This is a genomic window from Burkholderia sp. KJ006 (assembly GCF_000262695.1).
GTDB classification, from domain to species: Bacteria; Pseudomonadota; Gammaproteobacteria; order Burkholderiales; family Burkholderiaceae; genus Burkholderia; species Burkholderia vietnamiensis.
In genome coordinates this window covers 1,007,766-1,025,235 of sequence record NC_017921.1, presented here as the reverse complement: position 1 = coordinate 1,025,235, position 17,470 = coordinate 1,007,766, and the positions used below count along the sequence as shown (strand labels likewise).

At 68.2% G+C, this 17,470-nt stretch carries 17 protein-coding genes; 8 read left to right on the top strand and 9 right to left on the bottom strand.

Features of this window, described 5'->3' with window-relative positions; translation table 11 throughout:
- Positions 1–26 precede the first annotated feature (26 nt).
- From MYA_RS18610 to andAc, 5 genes are all read right to left on the bottom strand, one after another.
- Complete coding sequence (locus MYA_RS18610) at positions 27–1,313, bottom strand: DUF445 domain-containing protein (protein ID WP_014724584.1); 1,287 nt, start codon at positions 1,311–1,313, stop codon at positions 27–29.
- 188 nt (positions 1,314–1,501) lie between these two features.
- Positions 1,502–2,722: an anthranilate 1,2-dioxygenase system ferredoxin--NAD(+) reductase gene (andAa, locus tag MYA_RS18605; protein ID WP_014724583.1), complete on the bottom strand. Its 1,221-nt coding sequence runs from the start codon at positions 2,720–2,722 to the stop codon at positions 1,502–1,504.
- The gene (gene andAb, locus MYA_RS18600) at positions 2,712–3,038 is read right to left on the bottom strand and encodes an anthranilate 1,2-dioxygenase ferredoxin subunit AndAb (protein ID WP_011881496.1); all 327 of its coding nucleotides are present in this window, start codon (positions 3,036–3,038) and stop codon (positions 2,712–2,714) included. The genes andAa and andAb overlap by 11 nt, the downstream gene beginning before the upstream one ends.
- A gap of 26 nt (positions 3,039–3,064) precedes the next feature.
- On the bottom strand, positions 3,065–3,550 hold the full coding sequence (gene andAd / locus MYA_RS18595) for an anthranilate 1,2-dioxygenase small subunit AndAd (RefSeq protein WP_034194948.1): 486 nt from the start codon (positions 3,548–3,550) through the stop codon (positions 3,065–3,067).
- A gap of 17 nt (positions 3,551–3,567) precedes the next feature.
- Positions 3,568–4,839, bottom strand: a complete 1,272-nt coding sequence (gene andAc / locus MYA_RS18590) for an anthranilate 1,2-dioxygenase large subunit AndAc (protein WP_014724582.1) — start codon at positions 4,837–4,839, stop codon at positions 3,568–3,570.
- A gap of 210 nt (positions 4,840–5,049) precedes the next feature.
- Here andAc and andR point away from each other — a divergent pair, with 210 nt between their 5' ends.
- Positions 5,050–6,006 (top strand): anthranilate 1,2-dioxygenase regulatory protein AndR, encoded by a 957-nt coding sequence (gene andR, locus MYA_RS18585; protein WP_041494269.1) that lies wholly within the window; start codon positions 5,050–5,052, stop codon positions 6,004–6,006.
- Positions 6,007–6,270: 264 nt separating this feature from the next.
- Here andR and MYA_RS18580 read toward each other — a convergent pair whose 3' ends face one another.
- Positions 6,271–7,161: a LysR family transcriptional regulator gene (locus tag MYA_RS18580; protein WP_011881492.1), complete on the bottom strand. Its 891-nt coding sequence runs from the start codon at positions 7,159–7,161 to the stop codon at positions 6,271–6,273.
- A gap of 91 nt (positions 7,162–7,252) precedes the next feature.
- Here MYA_RS18580 and MYA_RS18575 point away from each other — a divergent pair, with 91 nt between their 5' ends.
- The 3 genes from MYA_RS18575 to catC are packed head-to-tail and all read left to right on the top strand — an operon-like array spanning position 7,253 to position 9,674.
- Positions 7,253–8,386 carry a muconate/chloromuconate family cycloisomerase gene (locus tag MYA_RS18575; protein ID WP_034194946.1) on the top strand — a complete coding sequence of 378 codons (1,134 nt, stop codon included), beginning with the start codon at positions 7,253–7,255 and terminating at the stop codon, positions 8,384–8,386.
- Positions 8,387–8,437: 51 nt separating this feature from the next.
- Entirely contained in the window at positions 8,438–9,340 is a 903-nt protein-coding gene (gene catA, locus MYA_RS18570) for a catechol 1,2-dioxygenase (RefSeq protein WP_014724580.1), read from the top strand.
- 43 nt (positions 9,341–9,383) lie between these two features.
- Complete coding sequence (gene catC / locus MYA_RS18565) at positions 9,384–9,674, top strand: muconolactone Delta-isomerase (protein WP_014724579.1); 291 nt, start codon at positions 9,384–9,386, stop codon at positions 9,672–9,674.
- A 94-nt stretch (positions 9,675–9,768) separates the two neighbouring features.
- Here catC and MYA_RS18560 read toward each other — a convergent pair whose 3' ends face one another.
- Entirely contained in the window at positions 9,769–10,614 is an 846-nt protein-coding gene (locus MYA_RS18560; RefSeq protein WP_014724578.1) for an NAD(P)H-dependent oxidoreductase, read from the bottom strand.
- A gap of 86 nt (positions 10,615–10,700) precedes the next feature.
- On the opposite strand from MYA_RS18560, the gene MYA_RS18555 reads away from it, so the two are divergent.
- On the top strand, positions 10,701–11,594 hold the full coding sequence (locus MYA_RS18555; protein WP_011881487.1) for a LysR family transcriptional regulator: 894 nt from the start codon (positions 10,701–10,703) through the stop codon (positions 11,592–11,594).
- Positions 11,595–11,770: 176 nt separating this feature from the next.
- The gene (locus MYA_RS18550) at positions 11,771–12,175 is read left to right on the top strand and encodes a DUF2471 family protein (protein ID WP_011881486.1); all 405 of its coding nucleotides are present in this window, start codon (positions 11,771–11,773) and stop codon (positions 12,173–12,175) included.
- 322 nt (positions 12,176–12,497) lie between these two features.
- On the opposite strand, the gene MYA_RS18545 is transcribed toward MYA_RS18550, so the two are convergent.
- Positions 12,498–14,531, bottom strand: coding sequence for an NADPH-dependent 2,4-dienoyl-CoA reductase (locus tag MYA_RS18545; RefSeq protein ID WP_014724575.1), 2,034 nt, complete (start codon positions 14,529–14,531; stop codon positions 12,498–12,500).
- A 76-nt stretch (positions 14,532–14,607) separates the two neighbouring features.
- Here MYA_RS18545 and MYA_RS18540 point away from each other — a divergent pair, with 76 nt between their 5' ends.
- Positions 14,608–15,693: an AraC family transcriptional regulator gene (locus tag MYA_RS18540; protein WP_041494083.1), complete on the top strand. Its 1,086-nt coding sequence runs from the start codon at positions 14,608–14,610 to the stop codon at positions 15,691–15,693.
- Positions 15,694–16,013: 320 nt separating this feature from the next.
- Here the strand turns inward: MYA_RS18540 and MYA_RS18535 are convergent, their stop codons facing one another.
- On the bottom strand, positions 16,014–16,442 hold the full coding sequence (locus MYA_RS18535; RefSeq protein ID WP_011881483.1) for a MarR family winged helix-turn-helix transcriptional regulator: 429 nt from the start codon (positions 16,440–16,442) through the stop codon (positions 16,014–16,016).
- 110 nt (positions 16,443–16,552) lie between these two features.
- Between MYA_RS18535 and MYA_RS18530 the strand changes: the two genes are divergently transcribed.
- Positions 16,553–17,452: a LysR family transcriptional regulator gene (locus MYA_RS18530; RefSeq protein ID WP_011881482.1), complete on the top strand. Its 900-nt coding sequence runs from the start codon at positions 16,553–16,555 to the stop codon at positions 17,450–17,452.
- Positions 17,453–17,470: the final 18 nt, after the last annotated feature.

The following is a 17,470-nucleotide window of genomic DNA, read 5'->3' as shown; positions in this document are numbered from 1 at the left end:
CGCGTGACTATCGCGCGGCTACCGCGTCAATGCAGCCACGCGCCGGCCCAGCGCGGCACCAGCGATACGAGATACAGCCCGAGCCCGATCAGCCCGCCGACCAGCGTGCCATTGATGCGGATGTATTGCAGGTCCTTGCCGATGTTCAGCTCGATTTGCCGCGACATCTCGCGCGCATCCCAGTTGCGCACCGTGTCGCGGATGTGCCGCATCAGAAAATCGGCGAAATCCGGCGCCATCTCGTGCACGGCCTTTTCGACATGCTCGTTCAGCGACGCGCGCAACGCCGGGCTTTCCGCGAGCCGCGCACCGAGCCAGCGGCCGAGCGTCGCGGCCTGCCGCTGCAGCGTCGAGTCGGCGCGCGCCAGATCGGCCTTCAGCCACGCGCGCAACTGGTCCCACAGATCGCGCACATAGTCGTTGAACGCATCGCCGTCGCGAATGTAGCGCTTGATCTCGTCGCCCTTCGCGATGAACGCCGGGTCGTGCTTCAGCCGCTCGGTGAGCCGCACGACCGTGCCGTCGAAGCGCTGGCGCAACTCGTGCTCGGGGTCGGCCGCGACGCTCTCGAGCACGCGGCTCACCGCGCTCGCGAGCATGCGCGCGCCGTTCTCGCCGAACCACTGCGTCGGCATGATCTTCTCGACCTTCGGATATTGCGTCTTCAGCCATTCGACGATGAAGCCCGCGATCACCTCGCGGTTCTCCTCCTTGTCGAGGATGCCGACGATCTGCTCGATCGCATCGTCGAGCAGCGCCTGGTGACGGCCGTCCTTCGTCAGCGTGTCGAGGATCGCGCCGGCAGACTGCGACAGGTCGATCCGGTCGATCATCGCGCGCATCGCGTCGTGGACGAACGAGCGGATGCGCGCGTCGTCGGTCATGTCGAGCGCGAAGCTCATCAGCTTCGTCACGTAGGTGCCGAGCGCCTCGGTATTCGCCGGCTCGCCGAGCCATGCGCCGAGCCGCTGCGCGGGATCGTGCTGGCGAATCTGCGCGGCGAGCGCGTCGGGGCCGAGGAATTTCTCGCGCACGAACACCGCGAGATTGTCGGCGATCTTGTCCTTGTTCTTCGGGATGATTTCGGTGTGGCGCGACACGAACGGGATCGGCACGCGGCGAAACAGCGCGACCACCGCGAACCAATCGGCGAGCGCGCCGACCATCGCGGCCTCGGCCACCGCCTTGAAGCCGTCGACCCACGGGCCGCGCGGCAGCAGGATCGTCGTGACGAACACCGCGACGGCGGTCAGCAGCAGCCATAGCGCGCGGCGCTTGCTGCGTTTCAGTTCGAGGGCTTTGTCTGGCGTCATGGGCGATCGGTGAAACGGCAATGCCGCTAATATGCACCGATCGCCCGCCGGCGACAAACCCGCGCGCCACACGCGCGCGGAACCGCTTGCCCTCGGTCGGATGCGAGCCGCCTTGCCGCGTCGCGCGGCGCCGGCCCGGCGCGAGCGCGGTCATACGGAGCGCGTTCGCACCGAGCCCACGCAGCGCGTCACAGAAACGTCTTCAAGCCGACCGTCGGATCGGCGAGCTGCTGCGGGTCGGGCATCGCGCCGGCCGCGATCAGCCGGCGCGCGGCGCCGATGTCGCGCCCGAGATTGACCGCGGCCGCCGCGACGATCCTGCCGTCGTCGCCGAGCCCGAACACCGTGAACGGCCCGCGTGCCGGATCGCCGCGCACGACGGTCGTCTGCCCGGCGCCGAACAGCCCGAGCATCTGCAGGTTGCAGTCGTACTGATCGGACCACAGCCACGGCAGCTCCGCATACGCGTCGTCCGCGCCGAGCAGGTTCGCGGCCGCGACGGCCGGCTGGTTCTCCGCGATCTGCCACGACTCGATGCGCACGTGACGCCCGAGCAGCGGATTGAAGTGCATCGTCACGTCGCCCGCCGCGAAGATCGCGCGGTCGGCCGTGCGGCAGCCCGCATCGACGCGGATGCCGTTGTCGACGTCGAGCCCCGCCGCCTGCGCGAGCTCGACGTTGGGCAGCACGCCGATGCCGACCACGACGACGTCGGCATGCACGTCGCCGCGATCGGTCTCGACGATCGCGCCGCCGCCCGCCGCGGCACGTATCGCGCGCGGCAGCGTCGCCATCTGAAAACCGACGCCGCGTTCGTCATGCAGCCGGTGCGCGTAGGCGCCGACGACTTCCGGCAACGCGCGTTGCAGCAAGCGCGCGGCCGGATCGATCACCGTCACGTTGCAGCCGAGCTGGCGCGCCGCCGCAGCCACTTCGAGGCCGATGAAGCCGCCGCCGAGCACCGCGACGCGGCGGCCGCGCACGAGCTGCGCGCGCAACGCACGCGCGTCGGCGACGGTGCGCACGTAGTGCGCCGCGACGCCCGCGTCGATCGGCCCGCCGAAGGTGCGCACGCGCGAGCCGGTCGCCAGCACGAGCTTGGCGTACGGCAGCGTCGTGCCGTCGTCGAGCCGCACGCGTTGCGCCTCGCGCTCGATCGCGTCGACGCGCGTGCCGAGCCGCAGCGCGATGCGCTGCGCGTCGTACCACGCGGCATCGCGAACGAACGCGCGCTGCTCGCCGCCGTCGTTCAGCAGCGCATCCTTCGACAGCGCGGGCCGGTCGTACGGCAGCTCGCGCTCGGCGCCGATCATCACGATCGGCGCGTCGGCGTCGCGCGCACGCAGCGCCTCGGCCGTGCGCCGCGCCGCGTGGCCGGCTCCGACGATCACGAACGGGTCAGCCGACATTGACTTCCACCTGTCCGTCGACGATCCGGATCGGATAGACGCGCACCGGCTCGGTGATCGGCGCGCATTTCGGCGCACCGGTGCGAATGTCGATCAGCCCCTGATGCAGCGGGCACTCGACGCACCCGTCCTCCACGTAGCCTTCGGACAGCCGCGCGTGGCCATGCGAACACAGGTCGTGCATCGCGAACAGTTCGTCGCCGATCCGGAATACCGCGATCGGCTTCTGGCCGGCGACGCGCGCCGCCGGTTCGTCTTCGGTGAATTCGTCGATTGCGCCCAGCGGATGCCATTCGGCGAGCGTTGCTTCGGTCATGTCGGCTCCTTGCTTCGTCGGGTCGGTCAGATCGGGGTCGCGAGCAGCGTCTGCACGCGCGACGTGTCGTAGATCACGCGCTTGGCCTTGTAGCGCAGGCCGTCGGGCGTGCGCACGACCGTGTCGTAATACTTGCCGGCCTGGTACACGTTCGATTCGCCGTTGCTGCGGGTCTGCACGACCACGTAGTTGCTCTCGGTGTCGATCTCGCCGTCGCGCTGCGCGACGATCGCGAGGCCCGAGGTCATGTGGCGATACGTGTGCTCTTCATAGATGTTCGCGTGCCGCAGCGACACCACGCGATCGCGCAGCATCCGCTGGTTCGTGCAGTGGACGATGCCGACCGGCAGCCCGAGATCCGCGTTCTCCTTCGGCACGATCTCGTACGTGCAGTCCTCGGTGAACATTTCCGGCCAGCGTTCGAGCCGGTCGTTGTCGAGATGGCCGATGTAGCGGTTCTGCAGCATGTAAATCTCGAACCACGTCTTCATGTCTTCCGTCAGGTTTTCCATCTTTGCGCGCTCCCGCTTCAATAGCCCATCAGCTTCTGGTAGCCGACCCAGAACTTGCGGATCAGGCTTTCGGTGATCACCGTGTCCTGCTGCTCCGGATTGCCGCGCGACATCTCGATGACCGAGGTTGCGTCGGCGTCGCGCACCGTGCCGCGCTGCACGAGCTCGGTCGCCTCGGTGTCCTCCATCGAGATGTAGCCGGCCGGCCCGACCAGGTTCGCCTGCTTGATGCGCAGCGCGCGCAGCTCGGGCGTGTCGTCGGCGTAGCCGAAGAAGTGGAAGATCAGCTCGAAGTTGTCCGGCCCCTTCGGCAGGATCTGCCGCGCGACCAGCGTGTTGTGGATCTGCTGGATCACGAGCTGCGGGAAGATCGGCTGGATATGATTCGTGCAGTCCTCGTCGTATTCCGACACCAGATCGAGAATCGACTCGTCTTCCAGATGGAAGCCTTCGTCGAACGAACGGATGTTCTGCTGCTTGTACGCGGCCGACGTGTCGTCGCCCGTCTTCGTCACCGTGATGATGCTGTGCAGCCCGTGGTTCGCATCGGGGATCGAGCGCGCCTTCATCCCGACGCGGAAGATGTTGAAGGTCGTATGGAACAGATGCAGCATGCTCGCGTGATACGGATCCTTCACGTTCTCCATGTACAGCTTCCAGTTCGACTTCGAATACTGGCGCGTGCAGCCGAGATACTCGATCGGCTTGTGGAAGATCCGGTCGATCCACGGTCGCATCTGCGCGCCGAGATAATCGGGCAGCGGCGCGACGTCGTCGCTGAAGGTCGCGAACACGAGCCCGCGATAGCTGTCGACGCGCAGCTTGCGCAGCCCGTGCTGCTTCGGGTCGAAGTCGGCCGGCATCCCGGTCATCCCTTTCTGGCCGCGCCGGAACGGCACGCCGAGCAGGTTGCCCTCGTTGTCGAAGCTCCACTGGTGATACACGCACGTGTGCGAGCTGGCGTTGCCGCGCGACTTGCGGCACACCTGCGCGCCGCGGTGCGCGCAGCGGTTCACCCACGCGGACAGCGCGCCGTCCTCGGTGCGCGTGACGACGACCGGCGTGTCGCCGACGAAGGTGCTCTTGAAGTCGCCGGCGTTGGGAATTTCCGCTTCAAGCGCGACGAAGTTCCACGTCGGCCCGCGGAAGATGCGCTCCTGCTCGCGATCGTAGACGGCGCGCGAGCTGAACACCTTGTACGGGACGCGCGACCCGTCGTCGTGCGGAAAGTGCACGTCGGACGCGTCGTCGCGCGCGGCAAATACGACGGGCGATGCTGTCTGCTCCATGTCGGACTCCTTGTGGTTCCGGTTCGTTGATGGCATGGAGCGGATTTTTGAAAAGCTAATATTCGGCGTCTATCCGGAAAGTGCGATTGCGGCGGCGCAATATCCACTTTCGGCGGATTTCTGCGCTAGCATGACGACACACGCGAGCCGCCGCCCGTTCGTGACCCATTCGTCGGAACGAAGCGCGCGTCGATACCAAGGCCGATGCCCATGTCCCCAACGTCGTTCGAGCCGCTCGCGCTGCGCGCGCACCGGCTGTTCGAATCCCGCGATCTCGACGAGACGCGCGAGCGCATCTCGCGCGTGATGCAGCCGCACGCGCTGCTGCCGAGCGGGCGCATGCAGGGCGCCGCGCACATGGACTTCGTGCGGCTCGGCGGGCTCGGGATCGGCACGATCGCGTTCGGCGACGCGATGCGCGTGCAGGTCGACGCGGTCGACGGCTATTACCTGCTGATGTTCTGTCTGTCCGGGCATGCGCAGGTCGCCGCGATGGGGCGCCGGCTCGGCGTCGACGGCCAGACGGGCGTGCTGTGCGCGCCCGGCGAGCGCTTCGATGCGGTGCTGTCGGCCGACTGCGAGCAGTTCGTGCTGCGCATCGACGCGGCGACCGTCGGCTCGCTCACCGGCAATCCGCGCGCGACGCTCGACCCGGTGCTGCACATCAGCGACGCCGCGCTCGCCGCGTGGCACCAGCAGCTGATGCTCGTCGCCCGCTCGCCGGCTTTGCTGGCGCGCGCCAACGCGAATCCGCGCGTCGCGGCGCAGCTCGAGCATCTGCTGATCGATCTGCTGATCGAAGGGCATCCGCCGGCGGCCGCGAGTATGCGTCACGATCCCGCGCCGGGCTTCGTGCTGCGCGCGCAGGAATTCGTGAACGCGCACTACGCGCAGCCGCTGCAGCTCGCCGATATCGTCGTGGCGGCCAACGTGCCGGAGCGGACGCTGCGCGACGCGTTCCTGCAGTTTCGCGGCATGAGCCCGATGCAGTACCTGCGCGCGACGCGGCTCGAGCATGCGCGCGAGTTGCTGCGCAGGTCGCAGCCGGAGCGGCGGATCGCCGATGTCGCGCTCGATTGCGGGTTCACGCATCTCGGGCGCTTCGCGATCGCCTATCGGGAGAAGTTCGGGGAATCGCCATCGGAAACGGTGGGGGTTAGGCGGTAGGGGTTAGGCATCTGGCGGCAGGCATGCGCGGCCGGCCGCGTTGGTGGGTGGATCGCCGCGTGCGCGGGTGGTGCTGCGTCGGGCTGCATCTTCCGCATCTCCAGCGTCTCCCGCTTGGTCGCCTTGCCCGGTGCGTGCGGTGAGCCCGATGCGCCGCCCGTCGCCCCGGCCTCGCCCAACGCCCCCTTCTCGACCGAATCACCCCGCGTCGCGCCACCCGCCCGAATTGGCCGTTAGTTGCGGCCGCTCCATAAACCGCCCGCGCTAAAGCGTCGGTCCGAACATCGCGCGCGCGATCGCGCAAAACGCGGTCGTCGCCGGGCTTTCGCCGTGCAGCCGGCGGCTCATGATGATCGGCGACGTCGCCGTCGGCTCCGGCAGCCGCCGGTACACGACGCCCTTCACGCGCACGCCTTCCACGCTCTCGGGCACCAGCGACACGCCGACCTGCGCGGCCACCAGCCCGAGCGCCGTCTGCAGTTCGCGCACCTCGTGAACGCCCGCCGGCACGAGCGCGCCGTCGCGCAGCGCCGACAGCTGCTGGTCAGCGAAGCTCGGCCGCGGCGTGCTCGGGTAGACGATCAGCGTCTCGTGCGCGATGTCGGCGAGCGTCAGCGGCCGCTCGGGGTCGGCCAGCGGATGCCCGACCGGCAGCGCCGCGATCAGCTTCTCCTCGATCAGCGCCTCGCGCACCAGCTGGTCGTCGTCGAAGCGCAGGCGGCCGAAGCCGACGTCGATGCGCCCGCCCTTCAGCGCGCCGAGCTGCTCGAGCGTGAACATTTCGATCAGCGACAGCTCGACGCCCGGCTGCGCGTCGCGAAACGCGCGGATCACGTCCGGCAGCGCGCCGTAGAGCGTCGACGGTACGAAGCCGATCACGATCCGCTCCGACAGTTGCGCGAGGCGACGCGTGAGCGGCCCGAGCTCGTCGGCCTGCTCGAGGACGCGCTTCGCCTGCGCGTAGAACACGCGGCCCGCGTCGGTCAGCTTCAGCGGCCGCGCGCCGCGTTCGAACAACGGCAGCCCGATCTCTTCCTCGATCGTCTGCAGCTGGCGGCTCAGCGGCGGCTGCGTCATGTGCAGCCGCTCCGCCGCCCGCGTGATGTTCATTTCTTCCGCGACGGCGATGAAGTAGCGGAGCTGGCGCAATTCCATTTCATGCCTCAAAGGTATGGAAGTAGTCGGAAAGAGTGTTGGACGACGCGGGCCCGGAATTCCTACCATGTGCATCAACAGGAGGAATCGCATGATAGCAACTGCCGCCACCATCGAGCGCATCGACACGCTGCTCGTCGACGTGCCCACGATTCGGCCCCACAAACTGTCGGTCGCCACGATGAATTGCCAGACACTCGTACTCGTCCGGGTTCGATGCACGGACGGTATCGAAGGCGTCGGCGAGGCGACCACGATCGGCGGGCTCGCATACGGCGAAGAGAGCCCCGAGAGCATCAAGGTCAACATCGACACGTATTTCGCGCCGCTGCTGCAAGGGATGGACGCGACGCGCCCCGGCGCCGCGATGGCGCGTGCCCGCAAGCTGTTCCAGGGCAACCGCTTCGCGAAATGCGCGCTCGAGACCGCGCTGTTCGATGCGCAGGCGCGCCGCGCCGGCGTGCCGCTGTCGGAGCTGTTCGGCGGCCGCACGACCGATGCGGTCGAGGTCGCGTGGACGCTCGCGAGCGGCGACACGCAACGCGACATCGCCGAAGCCGAGGCGATGCTCGACGCGCGCCGCCATCGCGCGTTCAAGCTGAAGATCGGCTCGAACGCAGTTGACGACGACGTCGCGCACGTAATCGCGATCAAGCGCGCGCTCGGCGATCGCGGCGACGTGCGCGTCGACGTGAACCAGGCGTGGAGCGAAACCGAAGCGATCCGCGCCGGCGCGCGGCTCGCGCACGCCGGCGTGAGCCTCGTCGAGCAGCCGATCGCCGCGACCAACCGGGCCGGGCTGAAGCGCCTCACGCAACTCGCGCACATTCCGATCATGGCCGACGAAGCGCTGCACGGCCCCGTCGATGCGTTCGCGCTCGCGCAGGAGCGCGCGGCCGACGTGTTCGCGGTGAAGATCGCGCAGTCGGGCGGCCTGCTCGGCGCGGCGAGCGTCGCGTCGATCGCATCGGCGGCCGGCATCGATCTGTACGGCGGCACGATGCTCGAGGGCGCGGCCGGCACGATGGCGTCGGCGCAACTGTTCAGCACGTTCGGCTCGCTCAGGTGGGGCACCGAGCTGTTCGGCCCGCTGCTGCTCACCGAGGAAATCCTCGTCGAGCCGCTGCGCTACCAGGATTTCAAGCTGCATCTGCCGGCCACGCCCGGCCTCGGCATCACCTTCGACTGGCCCCGCATCGAGCGGATGCGACGCGGCGCCCGCTGAATCCGCTCGCCCCGACGAACGACGACACGACAAACGAAACCGGAGACACAGATGAACAAGCAAGACATCGACGCACTGCTGAAGACCTTCGACGACGCCGCGGAGAAGCCTGGCAATCCGCGCGTGCGCGCGATCGTCAACCGGATCGTGAAGGATCTCTGCTACACGATCGAGGACTTCGACGTCCAGCCGAGCGAGTTCTGGACCGCGCTGAACTACCTGAACGAAGCCGGCCGCGAATTCGGATTGATCGCCGCGGGCCTCGGGCTCGAGCGCTTCCTCGACGTGCGGATGGACGAGGCCGAGCAGAAGGCCGGCATCACGGGCGGCACGCCGCGCACGATCGAAGGGCCGCTGTACGTCGCGGGCGCGCCGGAATCGGTCGGCCACGCGCGGCTGGACGACGGCACCGATCCCGGCCAGACGCTGATCATGCGCGGCCGCGTGCTCGGCCAGAACGGCGCGCCGCTCGCGAACGCGCTCGTCGAGGTGTGGCATGCGAATCATCTGGGTAACTACTCGTACTTCGACCAGTCGCAGCCGGCGTTCAACCTGCGCCGCTCGATCCGCACCGACGCCGACGGCCGCTACAGCTTCCGCAGCGTGCTGCCGGTCGGCTACAGCGTGCCGCCGGGCAGCAAGACCGAGCAGCTGCTCGACCAGCTGGGCCGCCACGGCCATCGCCCCGCGCACATCCACTTCTTCGTTTCGGCCGACGGCTATCGCAAGCTGACGACGCAGATCAACATCGAAGGCGATCCGCACATCTGGGACGACTTCGCGTTCGCGACGCGCGAAGGGCTGATCCCGAAGGTCAAGCAGGCCGAAGGCGCGGAAGGCAAGCCGTATGGCGTCGACGGTCAGTTCGCGCTGATCGACTTCGATTTCTCGCTCGTCAAGGAACGGCAGCACGTACCGGCGAGCGATGTCGAACGCGCACGCGCGCAGGCCTGAGCGGCCGTAACGTTCGACGAACCGACAATACAAGGAGCGCAGGATGCTGTTTCATGTGGAAATGACCGTCCGCCTGCCGGCGGACATGGACCCGGTCAAGGCGGCGACGCTGAAGGCCGACGAGAAGGCGATGTGCCAGCGGCTGATGAACGACGGCGTGTGGCGGCATCTGTGGCGCATCGCCGGGCAGTACGCGAACGTCAGCATCTTCGACGTGGACAGCGTGCAGCAGCTGCATGACCTGCTGAGCCAGCTGCCGCTGTTTCCGTACATGGAGATGGAAGTGCGCGCGCTGTGCCGGCATCCGTCGTCGGTGCGGGACGACGATCGCTGAGATCCGTGCAGCCCGTGAAGCCCGTGCTGCCCGTGCCGGCGCTTGTCCGGCGGCGCACGGGCCGCAGTCCGTTACGACCCGACGAACGCCTGCCTCACGCGGCGTCCGCCGCCGCGGGCACGGGATCGCGCGCGTTGCTGCGTGGCGTACCGTGCGCCTCCTCGTGCGCGACGTGCGCCGCGAACCCCACGCTGCCGGGCGCGATCTCCGGCTTCAACGTCAGCGCCGGAATCTCGTAGTCGCCCGCGTTCTGCCGGCGAAACGGAATCGGCTGCGCGGTCCATAGCTCATCGAGACGCTTGCCGAGCGCCGCGCGTGTTTCGTCGAAGCGCACGTCGTTCATCTTTCCGGTACGGTGGATCGCGAACGGCGGCAGCACGTCGAACCCCGGGTAATACAGGACGCCGTGCTGGATTGGAAACAGCAGGTCGTCGAGCGGCCCGTTGATTCCGCGCGCGCTGTAGTGCGACGCCCAGCCGCCCGTCGTGACGATCACCATCGCACGCTTGCCGGCCATCATCCCTTCGCCGTATCGGTCGCCCCAGTGCGTATCGGAATGCTCGCCGACGCCGTACGCGAAGCCGTAGGCATACACGCGCTCGATCCATCCCTTCATGATCGCCGGCATCGAGAACCACCACAGCGGAAACTGCAGGATCAGCGCGTCGGCCCATTTCAGCTTTTGCTGCTCGCGCGCGATGTCGTCGCGCTGCGTGCCCGTCTCGTACGCGTGCTTCGAATCGCGCGAGGGATCGAAACGCGTGCCGGACGCGCGCTCGGTCATGTCGTCGGCGTCGAGCGTGGGCTTCCAGTTCATCGCATACAGATCGGACACCTGCACCGCATGGCCGGCGGCCTCGAGATGCTGGACCGCGAAGTCGCGCAACGCACCGTTCAGCGAGCGCGGTTCGGGATGGGCATAGACGATCAGCACGTTCATGTTCGTGACTCCGTTGATTGAATGACTGCAGGATGCCGGCGCACTCGGTATATTGGAAATGAATTCCCGATATTCCTGGTATAGCCATGAACAATCTCAGACGCATCGACCTGAACCTGCTGGTCACGCTCGACGTGCTGCTCGCCGAGCACAACGTCACGCGCGCGGCCGCGCGGCTGAACATGTCGCAGCCGTCGGTGAGCGTGCAGTTGCAGAAGCTGCGCGACCTGTTCGGCGATCCGTTGCTGTTGCCGGGGCCGCGCGGCATGCGGCCGACCGCGCGCGCGCAAGCGTTGCGCGAGCCGCTGCGCGATGCGCTCGAAGCCGTCGAGCGCGCGGTGCTGACGGCCACGCCGTTCGATCCGGCCACCGCGACCAACACGTGGCGCGTGGCCGCGACCGACTACGGCGAATCGACGATCGTGCTGCCCGCCTTGAGCGCGCTGCGCGCGGCTGCGCCGGCAACGCGGCTCGCCGTCGTCGGGCTGGCGCCGCCGCGCATCGAGCAGGAAGCCGAACGAAACGGCATCGACCTCGCGTTCCACACGACCGAAGGCTCGCCCGACGGCATGCGGCGCCTGCCGCTGTTCGTCGAGCGATACGTGCTGGTAGGCCGCGCCGGTCATCCGAAGCTCAAGCGCCGCCTGACGCTCGCGCAGTTCGCTGCGCTGGAACACGTGATCGTGTCGCCCGACGGCGGCGGCTTCTTCGGCGTGACCGACGAAGCGCTCGCGAAAGCGGGCGCCGCGCGGCGGGTCGTGCTGTCGGTGCCGCATTTCCTGTTCGTGATCTCGGTCGTCGCCGCCACCGACCTCGTCGCGATGCTGCCCGAGCGACTGGTGCGCAATACGCCGGGGTTGCGCGTCGTCGACGCGCCCGTCGACGTGCCGGGCTACGAGATGTCGATGCTGTGGCACGAACGTGTACATCGCGACCCGGCGCATCGATGGCTGCGCGAGACGATCGTCGCGGCGGTGTGACGTGAAGCGGTCGCGGCAACGGGCGATGCATGCCGGTGATCGACGCCGCGGCCGTCGTACCACTGCCCGCACGAAGGACTTGAAACCGGATCGAACACTGTATATATTCACAGTGTTTTTGCATCATTCGACCCGAATCCCGTCACCCATGACGGACGGACTTTTGTGAGGCGACCATGTTTCAGTCATCCGCATTCGATCCCGAGCAACCCGGCTTCAATCCCGTCCAGTTCGAGCGTGCCGCGCAGCGGGCGGTCGGCGATCTGCAGCGTGTCGTCGGCGGCCCTGCGCAGCGCGCGCTCGGGCTGCGACGCCGCACCCACCCGGCCGCCGCCCGCACGATGAGCTGGCAGGCGCTGCTGAACGTCGAGGAGCTGGCGTTCTCGAATGCCGGTTTCCTGAACCGCAACGATCCGGCCGTCGTCGACGCGTTCATCCGGCTGCGCGACAGCCGGCTGGTCGCCGCGGACGTCGAGGAGCCGGTCGACTGGAGTCGCGACGACGACGATCTCCCGGCCGTCTACCTGATCGTCAAGGCGATGCTCGAAGCGGAACGGGAAGAGCGGGCCGAAGCGGCGTAAGGCGGGTGGCGGGTCGGTCGGGCTGGCGGTAAGCCGGCGGGCAGAACGCGCCGAGAGTGGGTCGGTCGCGCTCGGCATCATCGCGGGCGTGGGCCGTGTCGGGCCGTGTCGGGCCGAGTTAGCCGAGTTGGGGCCGGGGCTGAGTTGGCCGAATTGCGCGTATTGCGTGCGCTGCTCCGTATCGCGCGGCGCCGCGACGGTGCCAATCCGCGCCACCGCCCTGCGCGGAGATCGCCGCTTCATCGAAACAAACGCGCGCCCATCGCCCAGCCAAACCGCCGCACCGCCGCGCGCGCCATCGAAACGTCGAACCGAGCGCCGATTACAGCCGCGCCGCCAACCGCGCCCCCTGATCGATCGCCCGCTTCGCGTCGAGCTCCGCAGCCAGTTCCGCGCCGCCGATCAGATGCACCGAGCGTCCGGCCGCCTGCAGCGGCGCGAGCAGCGCGCGCTGCGGCTCCTGGCCTGCGCACAGCACGATCGTGTCGGCTTCGATCAGTTCATGATCGCTACGCTGCTCGCCGTACGACACGTGCAGCCCGCGCGCATCGATCCTTTCGTAGTTCACGCCGCCGATCATCTTCACCTGCTTCATCTTCAGCGTCGCCCGGTGAATCCAGCCGGTCGTCTTGCCGAGCCCCTTCCCGAGCGGCGCCGGCTTGCGCTGCAGCAGCGTCACCTCGCGCGCCGGCGCGGCGACCCGTGCGCGCGTCACGCCGCCGCGCGTCACGGCCGGATCGGTCACGCCCCATTCGGCCTTCCATTCGTCCAGATCGAGCGTCGGAGACTGGCCGCCCTGCACCAGGTATTCGGCGACGTCGAAGCCGATTCCGCCCGCGCCGACCACCGCGACACGCCGGCCGACCGGTTGCCGGCCCGCCAGCACGTCGATGTAGCTGAGCACGTTCGGGCCGTCCTGCCCCGGAATCTTCGGATCGCGCGGCGTCACGCCGGTCGCGAGCACGATCTCGTCGTAGCCGCCGTCGATCAACTCGCGCGCGTCGACGCGGCGGTTCAGATGCAGCGTCACGCCGGTCACTTCGATCTGGCGGCCGAAGTAACGCAGCGCCTCGTCGAATTCTTCCTTGCCCGGAATGCGCCTCGCCATGTTGAACTGGCCGCCGATCTGCGCGGCGGCGTCGAACAGGTCGACGCGATGGCCGCGCTGCGCGAGCACCGTCGAGCACGCCAGCCCGGCCGGCCCGGCGCCGACCACCGCGATGCGCTTCGGCTGCCGCACCGGCGTATAGACGAGTTCCGTCTCGTGGCACGCGCGCGGGTTCAGCAGGCACGACGCGATCTTGTTCTTGAACGCGTGATCGAGGCAAGCCTGGTTGCAGCCGATGCAGGTGTTGATCTCGTCGGCGCGGCCCTGCGCGGCCTTGACGACGAACTCGGCATCGGCGAGCAGCGGGCGCGCCATCGACACCATGTCCGCGCAGCCGTCCGCCAGAATCTGCTCGGCCACCTCGGGCCGGTTGATGCGGTTCGTCGTCACCAGCGGGATGCCGACCTCGCCCTTCATCTTCTGCGTGACCCACGCGAACGCGCCGCGCGGCACCGACGTCGCGATCGTCGGCACGCGCGCCTCGTGCCAGCCGATCCCGGTGTTGATGATCGTCGCGCCCGCACGCTCGACGGCCTTCGCGAGCTGCACGGTCTCACTCCAGTCGCTGCCGTCCGGGATCAAGTCGAGCATCGACAGCCGGTAGATCAGGATGAAATCGCGTCCGACCGCTTCGCGCGTGCGCTCGACGATCTCGATCGGCAGCCGGATCCGGTTCTCGTACGCACCGCCCCACTGGTCGGTGCGCTTGTTCGTATGCATCGAGATGAACTGATTGATCAGATAGCCTTCGGAGCCCATGATCTCGACGCCGTCGTAGCCGGCCTCGCGTGCGAGCTGTGCGCAGCGGACGAACGCGCGGATCTGCCGCTCGACGCCGCGCGCGCTCAGTTCGTGCGGCGCGAACGGCGAGATCGGCGACTTGATCTTCGACGGCGCGACCGCGAACGGGTGATAGCCGTAGCGGCCCGTGTGCAGGATCTGCAGCGCGATCTTGCCGTCGTGCGCATGCACGGCGTCGGTAATCACGCGATGCCGCCGTGCGCCGGCCGACGTCATCAGCGTGCCGCCGAACGGCTTGGTCCAGCCGGCCACGTTCGGCGCGAAGCCGCCCGTCACGATCAGGCCGACGCCGCCGCGCGCGCGTTCGGCGAAATAGTCGGCGAGGCGCGGCAGCGTCTTGCGGCTGTCCTCGAGGCCGGTGTGCATCGAGCCCATCAGCACACGGTTCTTCAACGTGGTGAAGCCGAGATCGAGCGGCGCGAGCAGGTGCGGAAAAGCGGTCGTCATGATGGTTTTGCCGGGATGCGATGAGCGTCATCGTAGGCCGCCCGCCGCGTTGAACGTGAGGGGGTAAACAGCCATAATGCTTGTCATTTCCGGCCAACTTCACATGACGAATCCGCGCCGCAAGGACCTTCTCGGGCTACGCCGGCCGACCATCCCGGTCGCCTATCCGCGCCTGCTGCTGCAGGCGCTGGCCGCGCGCGGCGTCGATCCGGCTGCCGTGCGCGCCGGCACGGGCCTGCGCGACGCGGTGCTGGCCGAGCCCGACGCGCGCGTCGCGCCGTCGCAATGGGGGCGGCTGGTGCTGAACGCGATCGCGATCGGCGGCGATCCGGGCATCGGGCTCGCGTTCGGCCTGTTGCTGAAGCCGACCGTGCACGGATTTCTCGGCTATGCGACGCTGACCGCGCGGGACATCCGCGACGCGCTGCGCGTCACGCAGCGCTACTTCCGGATGCGCAACCGCCAATACCGGCTCACCTACTCGGAGGACGCGCTCGGCGCGACGCTGGAATTGCACGGCGTGCAGGCCAGCCCGGTGCTGCAGCATCACGTGATGTTCGAGTTCGTGTTGACCGGGCTCGCGCAGAACATCTCGCAATGGTCGGCACGTTCAGCGCCGCCGATCGCGCTGCGCTTCACGTGGCCGGAGCCCGCCTACTTCGCGCGTTACCGCGAGCAGCTGCCGCCGGTCGAATTCGGCTGCGCGGCGAATGCGCTGTGGATTGCGCACGATGCGCTCGACTGGCCGCTGCCGCTCGCCGACGACGTCGCGCACCGGCAGGCGCTCGTGCAGGTCGAGCGCGAATACGCGCAGGTGCGGCAGGAAGAAGGCGATCTGGTCGAGCGCGTGCGCGCCGAGCTCGCGAGCGCGGCCGGCGACTATCCGGACCCGGATGCGCTCGCCGACGCGCTGCTCGTGTCGACGCGCACGCTGCGGCGCCGGCTGGAGGAAGCGGGAGCCAGCTATCGGCAGTTGCTGGACGAAGCGCGGTTTCGCGACGCGAAGCAGTTGCTCGCCGCGTCGGATCTCGATCTGAAGACGATCGCCGAGCGCTTGCAGTTCACCGATCCGGCGAATTTCACGCGGGCCTTCCGGCGCTGGGCCGGGCAGACGCCGAGCGCGTTTCGGCAAGCGGCTGCGGGCGATACGACGCAGGATTGAGCCGGACTATGCGTGCCGGCACGCGGGCGCGTTCGAGTGGTTCGAGTGGTTCGAGTGGTTCGAGTGGTTCGAGTGGTTCGAGTGGTTCGAGTGGTTCGAGTGGTTCGAGTGGTTCGAGTGGTTCGAGCGACCTCATCGGCTTGACCGACTGGACCCACGTGCCCGACCCGACCAACGCAACAGCGACCGGCGCATCGCGCGCGCAACGTCATCGACCACGCGCGACATCGCATCGGCGCATCTGCGCGCCCGCGCGGTGCAGTCACGACATCGCACCGCGCGTGCGGCCCGGCGCCTTCGCAGCCCGCCGCACCCGCGCCCTATCGCTGCCCGATTACGCCGAACAACTCGCTGCGCAGCGCCTTCGCGCGCGCACGGCCGAACTGCGCCTCGAACTCGTCCTGCGCAGCCTGCCACGCGATTTTCGCGCGCGCGTAGGTACGCCGGCCGGCGGCCGTGAGGCTCAGTGCATGCGCACGCGCGTCATCCTCGGACGCGGCCGCGGCGACCAGCCCGTCGCGCTGCAACGGCTTGAGTGCGCGCAGCAGCGTCGTGCGGTCCATCACCAGCGTGTCCGCCAGCTCGCTCATCCGCTGCTCGGGACGGTGCGACAGATTGGCCATGATCGCGAATTGCGCGGCCGTGACTCCGACCGGCGCGAGATGCCGCTCATAGAGTTGCGTGACGAAGCGCGCGGCCTGCCGCAGCGCGAGACAGTTGCAGGCCTGCACAATCTGGGTGTCGTTCATGCACGGCAATTTATATGTGCATATGCATAAAGTCAATGTACACTGCGCCGTGACATGGCTGGGCCGGCCGCGTACGTCACGTGCCCCGCCATCGCTTCGAGGAAACGGGCATGGACTACATCGACAAGTTGCGGGTCTTCCGGACGGTGGTCGAAACGCGCAGTTTCACGCGAGCGGCCGATATCCATGGCCTGGCGCGGCCGGTGGTGTCGCGGGCCGTCGCCGATCTCGAGGCGCGCTTCGGTAGTCGCCTGCTGCACCGGACCACGCGTCAGGTATCGCTCACCGAAACCGCCGAGCGCATCTACGACCGCTGTGCGGCGGTTCTCGACGAACTCGACTCGCTCGAAGCACAGGCGCTGGCGCACACGCGCGAGCCGGAAGGGCTGCTGCGGCTCGTCGCGCACACGACGGCCGCGCTGAACCGGCTCGTGCCGCTGATCGCCGGTTTCAAGGCCGCGCATCCGAAAATCCGCCTCGATGTCACGCTGACCGAGCGCCCGGTCGATCTCGTCGGCGAAGGTTACGACATCGGCATCGTCGTCCCGTACATGCTGACGAGCGAAACGACGATCGTGCGGCTCGTGGAACGCATCCCGGTGGTGATCGTCGCGACGCCCGCGTATCTGCGCACGCATCCGCGGCCCGAGACTCCCGCCGCACTCGCCGGCCACGCGTTCGTGCCGATGTCGCCGTCGTTGCGCCGGCCCGCGCTGTCGTTCCGCGACGGCAACGACATGGTGACCGTGCCGCTGAGCTTCGACATTTCGTCGAACAGCCCCGTCTTCAACCGCGAAATGGTGATGCGCGACTTCGGCATCGGCGTGGTGCCGAGGACGCTGGTCGAGCCCGAACTCGCGTCCGGTGCGCTCGTGCAATTGCTCGAAGGCGCCGATCTCGTCGACGCGTTCGTCGAGATCAAGCTCGCCTATGCGAACCGCGCGCTGCTGCCCGCGAAGGTCAAGGCGTTCATCGACTACGCAGCCGCCTACGGCGACGGCGCACGCTGATGGGTGCCGGCGCGCACG

What these genes read in the sequence shown, in the direction of transcription:
- MYA_RS18610 (WP_014724584.1), bottom strand. Translation starts at nt 1,313, where the DNA reads ATGACGCCAGACAAAGCCCTCGAACTGAAACGCAGCAAGCGCCGCGCG.
- andAa (WP_014724583.1), bottom strand. Translation starts at nt 2,722, where the DNA reads ATGTCGGCTGACCCGTTCGTGATCGTCGGAGCCGGCCACGCGGCGCGG.
- andAb (WP_011881496.1), bottom strand. Translation starts at nt 3,038, where the DNA reads ATGACCGAAGCAACGCTCGCCGAATGGCATCCGCTGGGCGCAATCGAC.
- andAd (WP_034194948.1), bottom strand. Translation starts at nt 3,550, where the DNA reads ATGGAAAACCTGACGGAAGACATGAAGACGTGGTTCGAGATTTACATG.
- andAc (WP_014724582.1), bottom strand. Translation starts at nt 4,839, where the DNA reads ATGGAGCAGACAGCATCGCCCGTCGTATTTGCCGCGCGCGACGACGCG.
- andR (WP_041494269.1), top strand. Translation starts at nt 5,050, where the DNA reads ATGTCCCCAACGTCGTTCGAGCCGCTCGCGCTGCGCGCGCACCGGCTG.
- MYA_RS18580 (WP_011881492.1), bottom strand. Translation starts at nt 7,161, where the DNA reads ATGGAATTGCGCCAGCTCCGCTACTTCATCGCCGTCGCGGAAGAAATG.
- MYA_RS18575 (WP_034194946.1), top strand. Translation starts at nt 7,253, where the DNA reads ATGATAGCAACTGCCGCCACCATCGAGCGCATCGACACGCTGCTCGTC.
- catA (WP_014724580.1), top strand. Translation starts at nt 8,438, where the DNA reads ATGAACAAGCAAGACATCGACGCACTGCTGAAGACCTTCGACGACGCC.
- catC (WP_014724579.1), top strand. Translation starts at nt 9,384, where the DNA reads ATGCTGTTTCATGTGGAAATGACCGTCCGCCTGCCGGCGGACATGGAC.
- MYA_RS18560 (WP_014724578.1), bottom strand. Translation starts at nt 10,614, where the DNA reads ATGAACGTGCTGATCGTCTATGCCCATCCCGAACCGCGCTCGCTGAAC.
- MYA_RS18555 (WP_011881487.1), top strand. Translation starts at nt 10,701, where the DNA reads ATGAACAATCTCAGACGCATCGACCTGAACCTGCTGGTCACGCTCGAC.
- MYA_RS18550 (WP_011881486.1), top strand. Translation starts at nt 11,771, where the DNA reads ATGTTTCAGTCATCCGCATTCGATCCCGAGCAACCCGGCTTCAATCCC.
- MYA_RS18545 (WP_014724575.1), bottom strand. Translation starts at nt 14,531, where the DNA reads ATGACGACCGCTTTTCCGCACCTGCTCGCGCCGCTCGATCTCGGCTTC.
- MYA_RS18540 (WP_041494083.1), top strand. Translation starts at nt 14,608, where the DNA reads ATGCTTGTCATTTCCGGCCAACTTCACATGACGAATCCGCGCCGCAAG.
- MYA_RS18535 (WP_011881483.1), bottom strand. Translation starts at nt 16,442, where the DNA reads ATGAACGACACCCAGATTGTGCAGGCCTGCAACTGTCTCGCGCTGCGG.
- MYA_RS18530 (WP_011881482.1), top strand. Translation starts at nt 16,553, where the DNA reads ATGGACTACATCGACAAGTTGCGGGTCTTCCGGACGGTGGTCGAAACG.